The organism is Streptomyces sp. NPDC059256, assembly GCF_042753785.1.
GTDB lineage: Bacteria > Actinomycetota > Actinomycetes > Streptomycetales > Streptomycetaceae > Streptomyces.
Map to the genome: position 1 here is coordinate 499,230 of NZ_JBHYZO010000002.1, position 15,756 is coordinate 514,985.

Here is a 15,756-nt window from a genome sequence, read left to right on the forward strand (position 1 = left end):
CACTGCTTGCCCTGGCGCTTGCTGGACTTACCCTCGCTGTAGGGGCTGCTCTCACAGTCTTTCGCCGAGAGCCGTCCAGGGTCGCCCTACAGATGGGGGGCAGCGACTTCCGGTGAAGCCAAGCCGCTGCCCGTGATCACCGTCAGTCGAGGAAATGGTCGAACTCGCCCGCTTTGACGCCTTGGATGAAGGCGGCGAGTTTGGCGCGGTCGGTGGTGATGACCGCGGTCGGGCTGTCGCTCTCGCGGATGAGGATGGTGTTGTCCTGGCTTGCTATCTCCACGCAGTTGGGGTCGTTCGCGCCGGAGAAGGTCGACTTCTGCCACTGTGCTGGCTCGCTCATGCTGTCCTCACAATTCGCGTGCGATGTGGTGGATGAGCTGCTGTGACTCGTCGGGCGCAAGTGCGATGCTTCGAGCCGTGTTGAGCAGCGTCCTGTACCTCCTGAGTTCGGCTTCGGACCCGAGGAAGTGAGTCCCGAAGGCGCTGTCAGCTTGCACCCAGTCGAGTTGCGCTACAACGCCTTCGGCGTACAGGACGGGTTGTGTGGCTTCGATTCAGTCCTCACAGGTGAACGGGATCACCCGGACGGTGACTCCGAGGCGGTCGCCAATGCCCATCGGCACACCACCAGTTCTGTGATTCGCGTGGACGGTCTGATCATTGAGGCGTCCGTGCTCGTCCGGGTCCACGACGATCGCCCCGGTGTGCTGCCCGTGCCCGCCGATCCGCGGGCGGATGCCGAGCACGGGCGGGGGTTGACCCTCATCGACGCGTGTTCCGATGCCTGGGGTGTGATCCCCCTCGGTGGTCCCCGGGCCACGGGCAAGACCGTCTGGTTCGTCGTGTTGACGCGAGGGTCGGAGGCGGTCTGATGTCGTTCACCGTGCCGCTGGTCCTATGGGCGCTGGTGACCGCGCCCGTGGGGCTCCTCGCACTGGGTCGGATACGACCGCGTACGGAGGCGATGCCTGTACCGCCTTCGGGGCCGACGGGATTCGTCCGGGGTGCCCCGCCGCTGCCGCGGGTTCCGGCGCATCAGGCGCCGCTGCGGGGCGAGGACACCGTGAACGTACGCCCCTATGTCCTGTTGGCAGAGGCCCGTTCCCCGAGTGAGGAGGCGCGGATGTGCAGCCGCGCGGGGACGGTCACCGAGGCCGGTTCCTGTTGTGGGTGTTCGATGAGGTCGATGAGTGCCGTCACCGCCGTGCTGGCCGTGCGACGCGGATCGAGGGAGACCGTCGAGACCGCGGGCGCGGTCGGGGTGCCGGTGGCGTAGGACGGGTCCTCGCTGGCGCAGACCAGCAGCAGATCGGCGGGGACGGAGAGTCTGCAGCGCGCGGCCGATGCCAGGACCCGCCGTCCGCACGGGTCATAGAGCCCGTAGATCGCGTTCGGGCGGTCGGCGCTCGACAGGACGGCGTCGTACGTGTGGCCGTCCTCGTCGCCCACGGCCATCGGGAGGACGCGCGGTGGGATTCCGCGTCCCGCACACCACTCCCGGTAGGCCGCCACACAGGTGCGCGTGTAGTGGTCGTCGGCGACTCCCGCGATCAGTGCGACGCGGTCGGAGCCCTGGGCCGCGAAGTGGTCGAGGACCTCGTGGGTGGTGGCCCGGTGGTCGTTGTCCACGTACACCTCTCCCGTGCGCGGCTCGGTGGGGTGTCCGTCGAAGGCGAGCGGTAGGCAACGCGATCTCAGGATCCGTACGACCGGGTCGTCGCCGGGGCTGTCCAGCACCAGGACCCCCGCCACCGGCAGCGTCGACCACATCGAGTCGTCGGGCGCCGAGGGAAGTGCGGTGAGGGCGTAGCCGCGCTTGTGGGCGGCGGCGGTTGCCGCCGCGATGGCCTGGGCGAAGAAGGGGACGTCCGCGAAGTCCCAGCGCCGGGGGCCGTAGGTGGTGACGGTGAGCGCGAGGGTGCGGGAGGCGGTGGGGCCGCCGTACCCGAGGGAGGCGGCGACGGCACGCACCCGGGCGCGTGTGGACGCGGTGAGTCGGCCGGTGCCGTTGAGGGCGTTCGACACCGTAGCGGTGGAGACCTCGGCGGCACGGGCGACATCGGCGATCGTCACGCGGGACACGCGCTCAGGGTACGGAACCGGCCAGCGGTCCGGAATGTGCGCACCGGACGGTCCGAGCGCTGTGCACGGTCCGGGTACGGATGCGGAGGAAGCCCGAGCTCAGCGCGGCGCGCTGCGGAATTCGTCGTGACAGGGGCGGATATGGCCGATATTCGCCGTGGGGGAGCGATGGTGGTTACGGGGTTAACCACGAAGGATGCGGTGCAGCCGAGCACTTGGAGGAGTGATGAGCCCCGAGCTTTCCCGTCGCCGTCTGCTGGTGTCCGCCGGAGGTCTGGGCGCCGCCGCGGCCCTGGCCCCCGCGACCACCGCGTCCGCCGTGTCCTGGCCCAAGCGGCACTCGGCGGCGTACGTCGTTCACAACGCCAAGGTCCTGACCGGCGGGAACACCACCAGGACCGCCGAGGCCATCGCGGTGGGCCGGGACGGCAAGGTCATCGCCACCGGTCCCTCCGGAGTGATCCGCAAGCTCGTCGGCCGGGACACCGAGGTGATCAACGCCTCCGGCGGCACGGTGATGAACGGAATCGTCGACGGCCACGCCCACCCGTTGGAGGCGGGCGCCAGATCGCTGAATCCGAGCCTCCACCACCAGGAGGTGACCGTCCCGCAGCTCCAGGAGATCCTGAAGGGCTTCCTCGCCGACAGCGCCTCCAAGGAGCCGGACGGCTGGCTCGTCGTGGAGGACTGGAACCCGATCGGACTGCTGCCCACCGGTACCGTGCCGAGCCTGAGCATCCTGGACGCCCTTCCCACCCGTCGCCCCATCGCACTCATCGGCAACGACGGTCACAACACCTGGGCCAACCGGCGTGCGCTCGCGATCGCGGGCGTCACCGCGAGCACCCCGGACCCGGCGGGCGGCCAGATCGTCCACGGACCCGACGGCTCCCCGACCGGGCTGCTCAAGGACGAGGCCCAAGGGCTGGTGCGACGGCACATCCCCGAGGCGACCGAAGAGCAGTTGCTGAACGCCTGCGCCACGACCCTGGCGTACGCCGCATCGCAGGGCATCACCACCTTCATGGACGCGGTCGTCGGCGACTGGGAGCTGAAGACGTACGCCGCTCTCGCCGCATCACGAAGGCTCCCGCAGCGGGTCGTGCCCGCGCTGCGGCTCAGCGCCGACCAGGCCAAGGACCCGGCCGCGGCCCTGAAGTACGTCAAGGACCTGCGCAAGAAGTACGGCGGGGTGAACCGGCTGTACTTCGGCACCGTCAAGGCGTTCCTCGACGGGGTGATCGAGTACCCGGCGCAGACGGCCGCCCTGCTCGCCCCCTACCTCGACGAGCAGGGGAAGCCCACCGGGAACCGCGGCGACCTGTACTCCACATCGGCCGAGTTCGGACGGCTGGCCACCGTGCTCGACCGCGCCGGGTGGCAGCTCCACGCGCACGCCATCGGCGACCGTGCCGTACGGACGGCACTGGACGGCTATGAGGCGGCGATGCGGGCGAATGGCCGCCGCGGCAACCGGCACACCGTCACCCACCTCCAACTCGTCCACCCCGACGACTACAAGCGTTTCGCGCGCCTCGGTGTCGTGGCCTGCATGCAGTTGCAGTGGGCGACCCGCAACGCCTGGACCCTGGACGCCCTGCTGCCGTACATCGGCAAGGACCGCCACCGGCTGCTCTACCCCGCACGCAGTCTGGAACGCAACGGCGCGTTCCTCTCCGGGGGTTCCGACTGGCCGGTGGACCCGCTGGGGAGCTGGAACCAGATCCGTACCGCCATCGACCGGCAGGGCCACGACGGCACCGACGGGGCCCTCTACCCCGAGCGCGAGGCGCTGAGCCGGACGTCGTCGCTGCGGATGCACACCGCAGGTTCGGCCCATCAGCTGCGTCTGGAGGGGATCACGGGCTCGCTGACCCGCGGTCGCGCTGCGGACCTGGTGATCCTGGACCGCGATGTGACCCGGGTCCCGGTACGGGAGATCGGCACGACGCAGGTGCGGTTGACGCTGGTCAACGGCAAGCCCGTGTACGAGGCCGACTCCGCCGCCGGCAAGGCGCTGCGCGCGTCCCAGGCGGTGGGGGCAGCGGCCCGGCCGGCGTCCTTGCAGCAGGTCCACGGCGACCGGCACAAGGCGTGCGGGTGCGGTTCGGACCGGAGTGCCCGGGCCTGATCGGTCCCGCCGACGGCCGGGGACCGGTTCCCCGGCCGTCGATGCGCGCTCGCCGTCAACGCGTCGCGGGGTTCTCCCCACGGGACGCGAGGGAGAACTCCGCAGCGAACGCCTCCTGACCCAACGCCGCGATGACCCGGGCGGTGATGCGGTCCACATCACCGCGCTCCGCCTCGGGCAGCGGAGCGCCGGTGTGTGCGCGTGCGCTGGCCGCCATGCCCAGCAGCCGGGCCGCCTCCGCAGGCTCGCCGCCGAGCGCACGGGCGCCCGCGAGGCCCTCCCACGCGAGGGCGACGGCCCGCGGGTCGCCGCTGTCGCGGGCGACGGCAAGTCCCTGGGTGTGGAGGGACAGGGCCGAGGGAGCATCGCCGCGCTGCTCCGCGAGGAAGCCGAGTTCGGCGAGGAGGAGCGCGGGGCCGGGCCCGAACTCGACTTCGCGATGCCAGGCGAGTGTCCGGCGAAGATGCGTCTCGGCGAGTTCGAAGTCGCCCGCCCTGCGGGCCCCGAGGGCAAGGCCGATCTCGCCGTGGATCTCACCGGCCGCGTAGCCGTGTTCCGCGGCCAGGGCCATGGCCTCGCGGTGGAGTTCGGCCGCGCGGGGGAAGTCCCCCATCAGCAGGGCCACCCGACCGAGCCCGGTGAGCCGGTCCGCGGCCTCCGGCCAGAACTCCAACTCCTCGGCCAGACGCAGCCCCTGTTCATGCAACTGCGCGGCCCTGGCGTAGTCACCACTGATCGCAGCCAGCGCCGCCAGTGGGTACGCGGTCTGGAGCCGCCCCCAGGCGTCTGCGTACTCCTCGAAGATCACGTGGGCTTTCGTCGCGCTGCTCCGGGACGCGGTGAGATCACCCCTCAGCAGCGCATGGGTGGCCTGCGTGCTGAGCGCCGCGGCGATGCCCCAACGGTCGTCGGACGGAACCAACTCGGTCAGCGCACGGTCCACCAACACCTCGCTGCGCGCCAGGTCCTCCCCCGCGGTGAGGGAGGCATAGCCGAGGAACCACACGGCCCGGGCCCCGCCGTCGGCGCTCGCCGCTGGCAGGGGTGCCCGTTCGCTGTCGACCCCTCCGGCCAGCAGGGCGAAGCCCGCGTGCCACAGGGCGACACGCGACCGTACGTCGTCCTGGCCTCTCCCGGTGATCCGCAGCGTCTCATCGAGCGAACGGACGGCCTCGCTCAGCCGGCCGCGCAGAAACCAGTACCAGGTCGAGGCGAGGGAGATGCGCGCTGCTCCGGCCGTGTCCTTCCGACGCACGGCCCACTCCAGTGCGGTGCGCAGATTGGCGCTCTCCCGGTCGAGGCTCGACAGCCAGCGCCGCTGTTCCGCGCTGTGGAGCCGGGGCGCGGCCTGCTCGACCAGTTCGGCGTAGACGCAGTGGTGGCGTTGTCCGACCGCCTCGAACTCGTCTGCCTCCGTCAGCCGTTCCAGGGCGTACGCGGCGATGGACTCCGGCAGCCGATACCGGGGCCCGTCCGCCACCGTGACCAGGGAACGGTCCACCAGCCGGATCAGCGGGGTCAGCACGTCCTGTTGATCGCCGCACACTGCTTCGGCCGCTTCGAGGGTGCAGCCGTCGGCGAAGACGGACATCCGGCGCAGGACGGTCCGCTCGTCGTCGCCCAGCAGCTCCCAACTCCAGTCGATCACCGCGCGCAGTGTTCGTTGGCGCGCGGGTGTGCCGCGGTGGCCACCGGCCAGCAGCCGGAACCTGTCGTCCAGCCGGGCGGACAGCTCATGAACGCCCAGTGCACGGACCCGGGTCGCGGCCAGTTCCAGCGCGAGGGGGATGCGGTCGAGACGACGGCAGATCTCCGCAACGGCATCGGCGTCCTGCTCGGTCAGGGCGAATCCGGGGGCGGCGGCCGTGGCGCGTTGGACGAACAGTCGCTCGGCGTCGGTCTGTGCCAGGGGCGGCACCGTCCACACGGCCTCTCCGGCCAGTCCGATCGGTTCCCTGCTGGTGGCCAGTACGGTCAGCCCGGGAGCTGCGGTCAGGATTCTCCGTATGACGTCGGCGGCCGAGTCGATGACGTGTTCGCAGTTGTCGAGCAGCAACAGCATCCGGCGGGGGCGCAAGGCGTCCTCCAACCCTGCCGCACCCTCCTCACGTACCCCGAGGGCCGCGCTCAGTTGCTCGGCCACCTCCAGGGAACCGGCGAGGCCGACCATCCGTACGCCGTCGGGATAGCGGCCGGCGAGTTGGCCGGCGACGGCTTCGGCCAGCCGGGTCTTGCCGACCCCACCGGGGCCGGTGAGGGTCACCAGGCGGTGCGCGGGCAGTAGTTGGCAGATCGCGGGCACCGCTCCTTCCCTGCCGATGAGAGCCGTGAGCGGGGCCGGCAGGGCGTTCTCGTTCCGTCTGCGGGCGACCGCCGCCGTCTCCAGTGCCTCATCGTGTTCGAGGATCGCCTGGTGAAGGGCGACCAGCTCCGGGCCGGGATCCACGCCCAACTCATCGGCCAGTAACTTCCGCACCCCGGCGTAGGCGGCCAGTGCTTCGGACTGCCGGCCCGATTGGTAGAGCGCCCTGATGTGTACGGCGCGCAGCCGCTCCCGCAGGGGGTGCCGGACCGCCAGCTCACCGAGCTCATCCGCGAGCGCATGGTGTTCGCCCAGCTCCAACCGGGCTTCGGCGAGCGCTTCCCACCCGGTGAGCCGCTGCTCCTCCAGATTGTTGACCGCGGCGTCGAGGAACCCGACGTCGCTCAGGTCGGCGAAGGGGGTACCCCGCCATAGGGCCAGGGCGTCCGTCAGCAGGTCCGCCCGGGTCCGCGGGTCCTCGATGGCGTAGGCGGCGGCGGTCAGCTCGGTGAAACGTTGGGAGTCCACCTCGCCCGGGCCCGTCCGCAGCAGATATCCCGGTGCTCTCGATTCCACCAGGCTTCCCGCGCCGGGCTCACCCTGTGCGAGGGCGCTGCGCAGTCGGGAAACCTTGGTCTGGAGGGCGCCCACCGGGTTGCGGGGCACCCGCTCGCTCCACAGATGGTCCACCAGTCGATCGGTCGAGACCGTCCGTCCCGCATGGATGAGCAGGGCCGCCAGCAGTGCGCGGACCTTGGCCTCGGGGATGTCGACCGGATCGCCGGCCGTCGTGGAGACGGTGAGTGGACCGAGCACGGAGAAGCGCATGCCGGAACGGTAGCCGGGGCCTGCGAAAGCGCGAACGTCCGCAGGTCGCACTCAGACCGTCCGTACCCCCCCGCGGATCGTCCGTACGCCGTCCACCGACCGTCCGTACCCCGCCCGCGGATCGTCCGTACCCCGCCCGTGGACGGTTTCGTCGATCGTCCGCAGACCGACGGCGGTCCGATGGCGGTCCGACAGGGGTCCGACAGGGGTCCGACAGGGGTCCGACAGTACGGGCGGCGAATGTGCTGTCAGCCGGAAGGACCGGCTCGGTGCAGTCAGCCGAAGAGGAAACCAGGAGTCAGAGATGACCGTGCTGGAGAACGAGAACCACGAGCGTTCCACGGTGTCCGTGATCGGTCTGGGGCAGTTGGGAACCCGGCTCGCCCAGGCGTTCCTGAGCGCCGGCCACACCACGACCGTGTGGAACCGCACCGCGGCGAAGGCCGACGCACTCGTCGAACAGGGGGCGGCCCGGGCGGACAGCGTGGCAGCGGCGCTGGCCGCGAGCGAACTGGTCGTGGTCTGCCTGCCGGACTACGCGACCGTCCAAGACCTGCTCGGGCCGGTCGTGGACGGTCTGCGCGGCCGGGTGCTGGTGAACCTGACCTCAGGCACTCCCGAGGACGCAACCAGGGCGGCCGACTGGGCTGCGGCGCACGGTGCCGGCTATCTCGACGGCGCCGCCATGAGCGGCACCCGACTGGTCGGGCGCCCCGAGGCGCTGTTCGTCTTCAGCGGCTCGCCGGAAGCCTTTGCCACCCATCGACAGGTGTTGGCGAGCCTGGGCAACGCCGTGTACCTCGGCAGCAACCCGATGCTGGCCCCCGTGTACGACACCGCCCTGTTCGGCCTGGTGTGGGGCGCGTTGGCCGGCTTCTACCACTCCGTTGCGCTGGTGGGTGCGGCCGACGTCGACCCCACGGCCTTCGCGGCGGTCGCGAAGGGGCACATGCCGTTCGTCACCTCGCTGATGGTCGATCACGCCCGTCAGATCGAGGACGGTGGATTCCCCGACGACGACGGCACCGTTGAGGTGCACCGGGCGGCGATGGAGCACCTTCTGCACACCAGCAGGACGCAGGGCATCGGCACCGATGTGCCCGAACTGTTCCAGACACTGCTGAACCGGGCCGCGGCGGGCGGGCACGGCCAGAGCGGCATTGCGAGTGTCGTGGCAACGATCGCGACGGGAGAGCGCAATGTCTGAGCCGACCGGGCCGGCCGGGCTGAATGAGTTGACCGGGCTGAATGAGGTGACCGGGCCGGCTGGGCTGAATGAAGTGACCGAGCCGACTGGGCCGACCGGGCTGACTGGGCCGGCCGTGACGGTCATCGGGCTCGGCCGGATGGGCACACCGATCGCCGTCGCCTTCCTCGACGCCGGGTACACGGTGACCGTGTGGAACCGCACGGCGGCGAGGGCCGAACCGCTCGTCGCCCGCGGCGCGGTCCTCGCGGACACCGTCACGGAAGCCCTGGCCGCCAGCCCGTTGGTGATCGCCCCGCTCCTCGACCACGACGCGGTACGGGAGGCCCTCGCCCCTGCCACCGCCGCGCTGCGCGGTCGCACCCTGGTCAACCTCGCCAACAGCACCCCGGAGCGGGCCCGGGAACTGTCGGCCTGGGCCGTCGGACACGGCGCCGACTATCTCGACGGCGCCATGATGGCCCTTCCCCAGACCGTCGCGACCCCGATCGGATTCTTCCTCTACAGCGGTTCCCCGGATGCCTTCGCCGCCTACCGGACCGAGTTGGAGGTGATGGCACCCGCGCACCACTTCGGCGCGGACCCCGGTGCGGCAGAGATCCACGACCTCGCCGTACTCGGCGTCGGATACGCGGCTCTGGCCGGTTTCCTGCACGCCGCGGCGGTGCTCGATTCGGTGGGCACCCCGCCGGAGGTCCTCGCCCCGCTCGCCGCCCGATGGCTCCACGGCATGGCCGAGTTCCTGCCCGAGTTGGCACGGGAGGCCGGGTCGGGGACGTACGCGGAAGGCGTCTCCACGATCGACTTGAACCGGGCCGCGGTCGACGGCCTCGTCGACCTCAGCGGCAGCCGGGGCGTCGCTGCCGATGTGCATGCCCCGCTGAAGGCGCTGCTCGACCGGCGGGCGGCCGACGGCCATGGGCAGGACAGCTTCTCCAGCCTCTTCGAACTGCTCAGGGCCCGGCCTGCCGCACCCGCGGATTGAGCTCCGAGCGCCTTCGAGACCATGACCTGGCCAGCAACCAGTGCCGTGGCGAGCAACGAGGGCCCGAGCCCCGGCGAGCAACGAGGACCCGAGCCCCGGCGAGCCGTCGATCACTTCCCGGAGCCCGCCGTGGTGCGTTCGCTGTCCGACGCCGTCCCCTCCGCATGGAGGTTCGGCATGATCCGGTCCAGCCAGCGCGGTGTCCACCAGGCCGATTTGCCGAGCAGGGTCATCACCGCGGGCACCAGCAGCAGCCGTACGACCGTGGCGTCGATCAGGACGCTCGCCGCCAGCCCCAGGCCCAGCATCTTCACGACGATGTTGTCGCTGATGATGAATGCCGCGAACACACTCACCATGATCAGTGCGGCGCAGGTGATGACCCGGGCGGTGATCTCCAGGGCATGGGCCACGCTCGCCTTGGGGTCGCCCGTGACCAGCCAGGCTTCATGGATGCGGGAGAGCAGGAAGATCTCGTAGTCCATGCTCAGCCCGAAGACGATGGCGAACATCATCATCGGGACATAGCTCTCGATGGGCACATCGCCCGAGACACCCAGCGCCGGGCCGCCCCAGCCCCACTGGAACACCGCCACGACCACCCCGTAGGAGGCGGCGATCGACAGCACATTGAGCACCGCGGCCTTCAGGGCGACCAGCAGCCCTCGGAAGACGACCAGGATGACCAGGAACGCGAGTCCCACGACGACGGCGATGATCAGCGGGAGGCGGGCCGAGACGATGTCGAGGAAGTCGACCTGGGCCGCGGTCGTACCGGTCACATAGGTCTTGGCGTCCGTCCCTGACACCCCGGACGGAAGGGCGTCACTCTCCAGCCGGTTGGTCAACTCCGTCGTCTTCTCGTCCTGGGGTGCGGCGACCGAGTAGGCCGTGCCGATCAGTACGTCACCGTCCGCGGTGGGTTGGAGGGGTGTGATCGTGGCTGCGTCCTTCACCCCCGTCAGCGACTTCTGTAGTTGGCTCGCCAGGGCGGCCCGGTCCGACTGGGGCACGTCCGACTGGTCCACCACCAGCGTCAGCGGGCCGTTCGAGCCCGGGCCGAAGGCGGACGACATCAGATCGAAAGCGCGCCGGTCCGTGAACGACTTGGGGTCGGCGCCGTCGCCGATGTGGCCGAGTTGGATGAAGAACACGGGGAACGACAGGATCAGCAGCAGCACCACACCGCCCGTCAGGAACCACCAGGGCCGGCGTTCCACCCGCTGGGCGTACCGGTGCCAGCCGCCGTGGGCCGGCTCGCCCGGCTCGGCGTCCGTTTCGGCGATGGGCGCCCGGACGCGCAGCTTGTCGATGTGACGTCCGACGAGGCCCAGGATCGCCGGTACGAGCGTGAGCGCACCGATCACTGCGGTAACGACGGTGACGGCCGCCGCCAGTCCCAGTTTGCCGATGAAGCTGATGCCGGAGACCCACAACCCCGACAGGGCGATGATCACGGTGCAGCCGGAGAGCAGCACCGCATGGCCGCTGGTCGCCGCGGCCATCCCGGCCGCGGTGACGGGATTCTCGCCGTTCATCAGGTTCTGTCGGTGGCGGGTGACCAGGAACAACGCGTAGTCGATGCCCACCCCGATGCCGATCATGGTGGCGAGGGTGGGCGAGACGGTCGCGAAGGTGGTCGCCGCGGCAAGCAGTCCCAACAGCGCCAGCCCGCAGATGGCGCAGATCAACGCGGTGACCAGCGGTAGTACGGCGGCGATCACACTGCCGAACCCGATGAGCAGGACGACGATCGCCACCCCGAAGCCGATGGCCTCGCTGAGTCGGTCGTTGGGTTCGGGACGGGCGAGTTCGCCGAGCGGCCCGCCGTACTCGACATCGACGCCCGCCGACCGCAGCGGCTGAACGGCGGAGTCGACGCCGTGCAGATAGGAATCGCCGAGAGTGGACGGCTGCACGTCAAAGCGGATGGTGATGTACGCCGTCTTCCCATCGGTCGACAGGGGTCCGACACTGCCCGTGGACGGTACGGTCAGCGGATTCTGCGCGGACAGCACGTCCGGCAGCTTCGACAGGCTCGCCACCACCGTGCCGAGCTGGCTGCTCACGGCGGTCAGCGGCCGGTCGTCGTCGTGCAGCACGATCTGCGAGCTGTATCCGCCGGCCTGCGGCTCGTGCTTCTGGAGGACGTCGACGCCGTCCTGCGACTGGGTGCCGGGGAGCGAGAAGTCGTCCGAGTAGTCGCCGCCGTAGCTGTGGTGGAGCACCTGGAGCCCGGCGAGGGCCGCGACCCACAGCACGATCACCACCACGGCGTGGTGCGCACACCACTCGCCGATACGACGCAGTACTCCCTTGTGCACGGCGGGGGTCGCGCGGTCGGGGCTGTGCGGCATCGACATGCGTACTCCCGGCCCGGGGCGACGCTCGCGCGTCCGCAACAGAAACCACCTTGGACACTCCGCATTCAAGATCGGTCCTTGGCGCGGGGCACGTCGGGGCGGGGGAACGGGTGACGTGCGAGGGGCCGGACGGCGGATCCTCCAGCCGTTCAGGGGTCGGGCACTCCGCTCGTGCGGGTGGTCGGGCACTGCGTCCGTGCGGGGGCTCGGGCACTCCGCTCGTGCGGGTGGTCGGGAACTTCGGCTGTGCGGAGGGTCGGGAACTCCTGGCGGTGATCGCACGACCACTGGGGTGATGCGTTCCGCTCAGGGAGGTCAACGCGATGACGAGTACGGACTGCCAAGGGGCCACCGCCCGGGACTGGTACGGCGATGACTCCCTCTGGGTCGACTTCGCGCCCGCCATGTTCTCCCCGGACCGCGGCCGGTCCGCCGCAGCGCTCATACGGGAATCCACCCTGCTCGACCATCCACCCGGCACCCGGGTACTGGATCTGTGCTGCGGTCCGGGACTCTTCCTGGGGCCGCTCGCCGAGCGCGGCTACGAGGTCACCGGTGTCGACCTCAGCGCCGCCATGCTGACCAGGGCGCGCGAGGCCGTGGATCGGGCGGGTGCCGTGGTGCGGCTGGTCAGGGCCGACATGCTCGACTACGTCGAACCCGAGGGGTACGACCTCGTCCTCAGCCTGTTCACCTCCTTCGGCTACTTCGCCGACCCGGCCGACAACCTGCGGGTGCTGCACAACGCCCGGCGCAGTCTCGCCCCTGGTGGGCGACTGCTGGTGGATGTCATGGGCAAGGAGGTCCTCGCGGGCTGGATCGGACGCCCCCAGGTCGTGGACCTCCCGGACGGCTCGTACGTCGTCCAGCGCGACACCGTCCTCGACGACTGGCGGCGACTGCGGACCGACTGGACCCTCGTCCGCGGGGAGCGCGCCCGCACCGCGTCCATCCACTGCACCCTCTACAGCGCCGCCGAACTGCACCAGCACTTCCGGGAAGCCGGATTCACCGAGGTGGAGGTGTTCGGTGACTTCGACGGCGGGCGCTACGACCAAGGCTCCCGTCGGCTGATCGTCCAAGGCAAGCGCCCCCGCTGACCACCCCCCACGCACACAGCCAGGAGGTCCCATCCGCATGCCCCCCACGACACCGGCGATCCCCCGACCGGCCCTGCCGGACGCAGCCGATGCGGACCCGGTCGCGCCGGATGCGGCCGTACCGCTCGACTCACTTCCGCTCGACCCCGTACCGGTGCACGCGCACATCACGGACGCACTCAAATCCGCCGCGTTCGTCCGCCTCTCAGGATCGGTCGTCCTGGCGCGCTTCGAGACGATGAAGGTGTACGCAGCCCTCGGAGCGGTGCGCGCCCTGCTGGAGTCCGGCCGGATCACACCGGGCCAGACCCTGGTGGACAGCTCCAGCGGGATCTACGCACTGGCGCTCGCGATGGCGTGCCACCGGTACGGACTGCACTGCCACATCGTCGCGTCCACGACCGTGGACACCGTGATGCGGGCACAACTCGAAGTGCTCGGGGCCACGGTGGAGCAGATGCCACCGTCCCAGAGCCTGCGACTGGACCAGGAGCGGCGGGTACGGCGGGTGCACGAACTGTTGGCGCGACGGCCGGACATCCACTGGATGCGGCAGTACCACGACGGCGTGCACCACACCGGCTATCGCGAGTTCGCGGAGCGGGCGTCCGCCGCACTGCCGAACGGGCATCTGACGGTCGTCGGCGCGGTGGGCACCGGTGCCTCCACGGGTGGGCTGACCACGGCACTCCGCGAGCGGGGGCGGGCCGTACGGCTGGTGGGCGTACAGCCCTTCGGCAGTGTCACCTTCGGCAGCGAGGGGTTCAGCGACCCCGAGGCGATCATCGCCGGGATCGGGAGCTCCATCCCGTTCGGGAACGTACGGCACGAGCTGTACGACACCGTGCACTGGTTGGACTTCCGTCATGCGATGGCGGGCACGGTGGAACTCCTGCGCCGCCATGCGGTCTTCGCCGGGCTCTCCACCGGAGCCGCGCACCTGGTGGCGCGTTGGGAAGAGGCACAGGAGCGGAACACCACGTACCTGGTGGTCGGCGCCGACACCGGCCACCGCTATACGGAACGGGTCTTCGGGCGCCATGAGGAGGCGCAGGACCCGGCCGGGCTACGACCCGAACGCATCGACTCGCTGGAGCGACTGCGTCCGCCGTGGTCGGTCATGGAGTGGGCGGGAAGGCCGGCGCCGCCCGGTGCCCAGGTGGCCGACGACCCTCATGGGTCTGCACCGGAACCCACCTCGGCGGGCACACGGTCCGGTGACCCGTGGACGGCCGAGAAGACCCTGTGGACCGCGGGGGACGCACGATGACGATCGCCTCGCTCGAATCGCTCTCCTTCGGCCTGGCCAGAACGGTGGAGGCCGCCACGGCCGCCGGCCACCGGCTCTGTCTGCTCACCGGAGACCGCGGCTACTACCACCATGAGTTGACCGCGCTCCCCGCCGGCGCCGCACTCGATGTGGTGGACGTCGACACCACCGACCCGGATGCCGTGCGCAAGGTCCTGACCGCACTGCCCGACCTCGCCGGGCTGATCAACACGACGGACACCTGGAGCGTGCCGGCAGCCGACCTCGCCGCCGAACTGGAGCTGCCCGGGCCGGATCCGGCATCGGTACGGCTGCTCAGGAACAAGGCCCGGGTCCGGGCGGCACTGCACCGGGTCGGATTGAGCCGCGGTTCGTCGACCGCCGTGCCCGATGCCGTCATCGCCGCCGCCCGCGCCGGGCGGACGGGCCTTGCCGCGCTGTGTCCGGCGCTCGTGCCGCCCGTGGTGCTGAAGGACTCCGCCGGCACCTCGTCGCGGGGCGTTTGGATCGCCCACGACGAGCAGGAACTACGGGCGGCCTTGGTGGCGGCGGGCGCCATGGAACTGCGCGGCGAACTGTTCGCCGAGCCGTATCTCGCCGGGCCCCTGTACAGCGCGGAGACCCTGAGCTGGGACGGGGAGACCCGACTGCTCGGTGTCACCAGCCGGCACACCTCGCGCAGGCCCGCCGTCCGGGAGGAGGCCGCGGCCTTCCCCGTGGCGCTACCCACCGCAGAGCTCGCCGCTGTCGAACAGCGGATGGCGGCCGTGCTCGCCGCGGTCGGACACCGGGAGGGCTTTGCGCACATCGAGTTCGTCCAGACCGCGCAGGGGCCGGAACTCGTGGAGATCAACCGCCGCATCGGGGGCGCATTGATCGGTGAGGCGCTCTGTCTGGCGCTGGGCACCAATGTCTACGAGGCACTGGTCGATGCCGTGTTGGGCCGTCGGCCGAAGCTGATGGACACATCGCCCGGGCCACGGTCCGGCCCTGCGGTCGCCTTCGTCCTGGTCTACGCCGACCGACCCGGTGTGGTGGAGGGTTTCAGCGGGCTGGACGGGCTGCGGACGTTTCCCGGCCCACCACGGTGGTACCCGGTGCGGGTGCCGGGGGACGAGGTGCCCAGCGTGGCGGACCAGCGCGGCTGCACGGGCATGGTGCTGGCCGAGGCACCCACCGCCGAACTGGCACAACACCGGGCGTGGAGCGCCGCGACGACGGTCCGCCCGGTGCTGAGGACGGTCCTCGGGCCCTAGCGTCCTTCTCCGGAAGGACGCTGGCCAGATGGGTGGTTGCGGTATCCGTGCACTCCTCCCTCGCGGGTGCCGCACCAACCGGGTCGGGCCGGGGACGACCGATGGGGGCGGCACTCGCGGAGGGCTTCGAGTGCCGCCCCCTGAGGGACCTGTCTGACGACGCATCCTGTCGCCGTGGTCAGGCACGTACTCCGGCAGGACGGCTGTGGTCAGACCCGTACTTCGGCAG

The 15,756-nt window shown here is 70.6% G+C and carries 12 protein-coding genes; 7 read left to right on the forward strand and 5 right to left on the reverse strand.

Annotated features, from left to right (window positions below; translation table 11 throughout):
* Positions 1-142: 142 nt before the first annotated feature.
* Positions 143-343: a DUF397 domain-containing protein gene (locus ACFXJL_RS06695; RefSeq protein ID WP_384689799.1), complete on the reverse strand. Its 201-nt coding sequence runs from the start codon at positions 341-343 to the stop codon at positions 143-145.
* A 7-nt stretch (positions 344-350) separates the two neighbouring features.
* Positions 351-500: a hypothetical protein gene (locus ACFXJL_RS06700; protein ID WP_384689801.1), complete on the reverse strand. Its 150-nt coding sequence runs from the start codon at positions 498-500 to the stop codon at positions 351-353.
* On the opposite strand from ACFXJL_RS06700, the gene ACFXJL_RS06705 reads away from it, so the two are divergent.
* Positions 495-875 carry an ATP-binding protein gene (locus ACFXJL_RS06705; RefSeq protein ID WP_384689804.1) on the forward strand — a complete coding sequence of 127 codons (381 nt, stop codon included), beginning with the start codon at positions 495-497 and terminating at the stop codon, positions 873-875. The genes ACFXJL_RS06700 and ACFXJL_RS06705 overlap by 6 nt on opposite strands.
* Positions 876-1,080: 205 nt before the next feature.
* Here ACFXJL_RS06705 and ACFXJL_RS06710 read toward each other — a convergent pair whose 3' ends face one another.
* Complete coding sequence (locus ACFXJL_RS06710) at positions 1,081-2,085, reverse strand: LacI family DNA-binding transcriptional regulator (protein WP_384689807.1); 1,005 nt, start codon at positions 2,083-2,085, stop codon at positions 1,081-1,083.
* A gap of 226 nt (positions 2,086-2,311) precedes the next feature.
* On the opposite strand from ACFXJL_RS06710, the gene ACFXJL_RS06715 reads away from it, so the two are divergent.
* The gene (locus tag ACFXJL_RS06715; RefSeq protein ID WP_384689810.1) at positions 2,312-4,216 is read left to right on the forward strand and encodes an amidohydrolase; all 1,905 of its coding nucleotides are present in this window, start codon (positions 2,312-2,314) and stop codon (positions 4,214-4,216) included.
* A gap of 55 nt (positions 4,217-4,271) precedes the next feature.
* On the opposite strand, the gene ACFXJL_RS06720 is transcribed toward ACFXJL_RS06715, so the two are convergent.
* Positions 4,272-7,346, reverse strand: a complete 3,075-nt coding sequence (locus ACFXJL_RS06720; protein WP_384689813.1) for a BTAD domain-containing putative transcriptional regulator — start codon at positions 7,344-7,346, stop codon at positions 4,272-4,274.
* Positions 7,347-7,650: 304 nt separating this feature from the next.
* Here ACFXJL_RS06720 and ACFXJL_RS06725 point away from each other — a divergent pair, with 304 nt between their 5' ends.
* Both ACFXJL_RS06725 and ACFXJL_RS06730 read left to right on the forward strand, forming a co-directional pair.
* Complete coding sequence (locus ACFXJL_RS06725) at positions 7,651-8,553, forward strand: NAD(P)-dependent oxidoreductase (protein ID WP_384689816.1); 903 nt, start codon at positions 7,651-7,653, stop codon at positions 8,551-8,553.
* Positions 8,546-9,538, forward strand: coding sequence for an NAD(P)-dependent oxidoreductase (locus ACFXJL_RS06730; RefSeq protein ID WP_384689819.1), 993 nt, complete (start codon positions 8,546-8,548; stop codon positions 9,536-9,538). Before ACFXJL_RS06725 ends, ACFXJL_RS06730 begins: the two co-directional genes overlap by 8 nt.
* A 110-nt stretch (positions 9,539-9,648) precedes the next feature.
* On the opposite strand, the gene ACFXJL_RS06735 is transcribed toward ACFXJL_RS06730, so the two are convergent.
* Positions 9,649-11,901, reverse strand: coding sequence for an MMPL family transporter (locus ACFXJL_RS06735; protein ID WP_384689822.1), 2,253 nt, complete (start codon positions 11,899-11,901; stop codon positions 9,649-9,651).
* Positions 11,902-12,224: 323 nt separating this feature from the next.
* Between ACFXJL_RS06735 and ACFXJL_RS06740 the strand changes: the two genes are divergently transcribed.
* Genes ACFXJL_RS06740 through ACFXJL_RS06750 form a run of 3 tightly spaced genes read left to right on the forward strand, consistent with a single transcriptional unit; the run spans position 12,225 to position 15,527 of the window.
* Complete coding sequence (locus ACFXJL_RS06740) at positions 12,225-13,001, forward strand: class I SAM-dependent methyltransferase (protein ID WP_384689824.1); 777 nt, start codon at positions 12,225-12,227, stop codon at positions 12,999-13,001.
* A 37-nt stretch (positions 13,002-13,038) separates the two neighbouring features.
* Positions 13,039-14,271 (forward strand): pyridoxal-phosphate dependent enzyme, encoded by a 1,233-nt coding sequence (locus tag ACFXJL_RS06745; protein WP_384689827.1) that lies wholly within the window; start codon positions 13,039-13,041, stop codon positions 14,269-14,271.
* Positions 14,268-15,527, forward strand: a complete 1,260-nt coding sequence (locus tag ACFXJL_RS06750) for an ATP-grasp domain-containing protein (RefSeq protein ID WP_384689830.1) — start codon at positions 14,268-14,270, stop codon at positions 15,525-15,527. Before ACFXJL_RS06745 ends, ACFXJL_RS06750 begins: the two co-directional genes overlap by 4 nt.
* The last annotated feature ends 229 nt before the right edge of the window (positions 15,528-15,756 follow it).

Bases quoted from the DNA above. Each gene is read 5' to 3' on its own strand.
- ACFXJL_RS06695 (WP_384689799.1), bottom strand. From the start codon at position 343: ATGAGCGAGCCAGCACAGTGGCAGAAGTCGACCTTCTCCGGCGCGAAC.
- ACFXJL_RS06715 (WP_384689810.1), top strand. From the start codon at position 2,312: ATGAGCCCCGAGCTTTCCCGTCGCCGTCTGCTGGTGTCCGCCGGAGGT.
- ACFXJL_RS06720 (WP_384689813.1), bottom strand. From the start codon at position 7,346: ATGCGCTTCTCCGTGCTCGGTCCACTCACCGTCTCCACGACGGCCGGC.
- ACFXJL_RS06725 (WP_384689816.1), top strand. From the start codon at position 7,651: ATGACCGTGCTGGAGAACGAGAACCACGAGCGTTCCACGGTGTCCGTG.
- ACFXJL_RS06730 (WP_384689819.1), top strand. From the start codon at position 8,546: ATGTCTGAGCCGACCGGGCCGGCCGGGCTGAATGAGTTGACCGGGCTG.
- ACFXJL_RS06735 (WP_384689822.1), bottom strand. From the start codon at position 11,901: ATGTCGATGCCGCACAGCCCCGACCGCGCGACCCCCGCCGTGCACAAG.
- ACFXJL_RS06740 (WP_384689824.1), top strand. From the start codon at position 12,225: ATGACGAGTACGGACTGCCAAGGGGCCACCGCCCGGGACTGGTACGGC.
- ACFXJL_RS06745 (WP_384689827.1), top strand. From the start codon at position 13,039: ATGCCCCCCACGACACCGGCGATCCCCCGACCGGCCCTGCCGGACGCA.
- ACFXJL_RS06750 (WP_384689830.1), top strand. From the start codon at position 14,268: ATGACGATCGCCTCGCTCGAATCGCTCTCCTTCGGCCTGGCCAGAACG.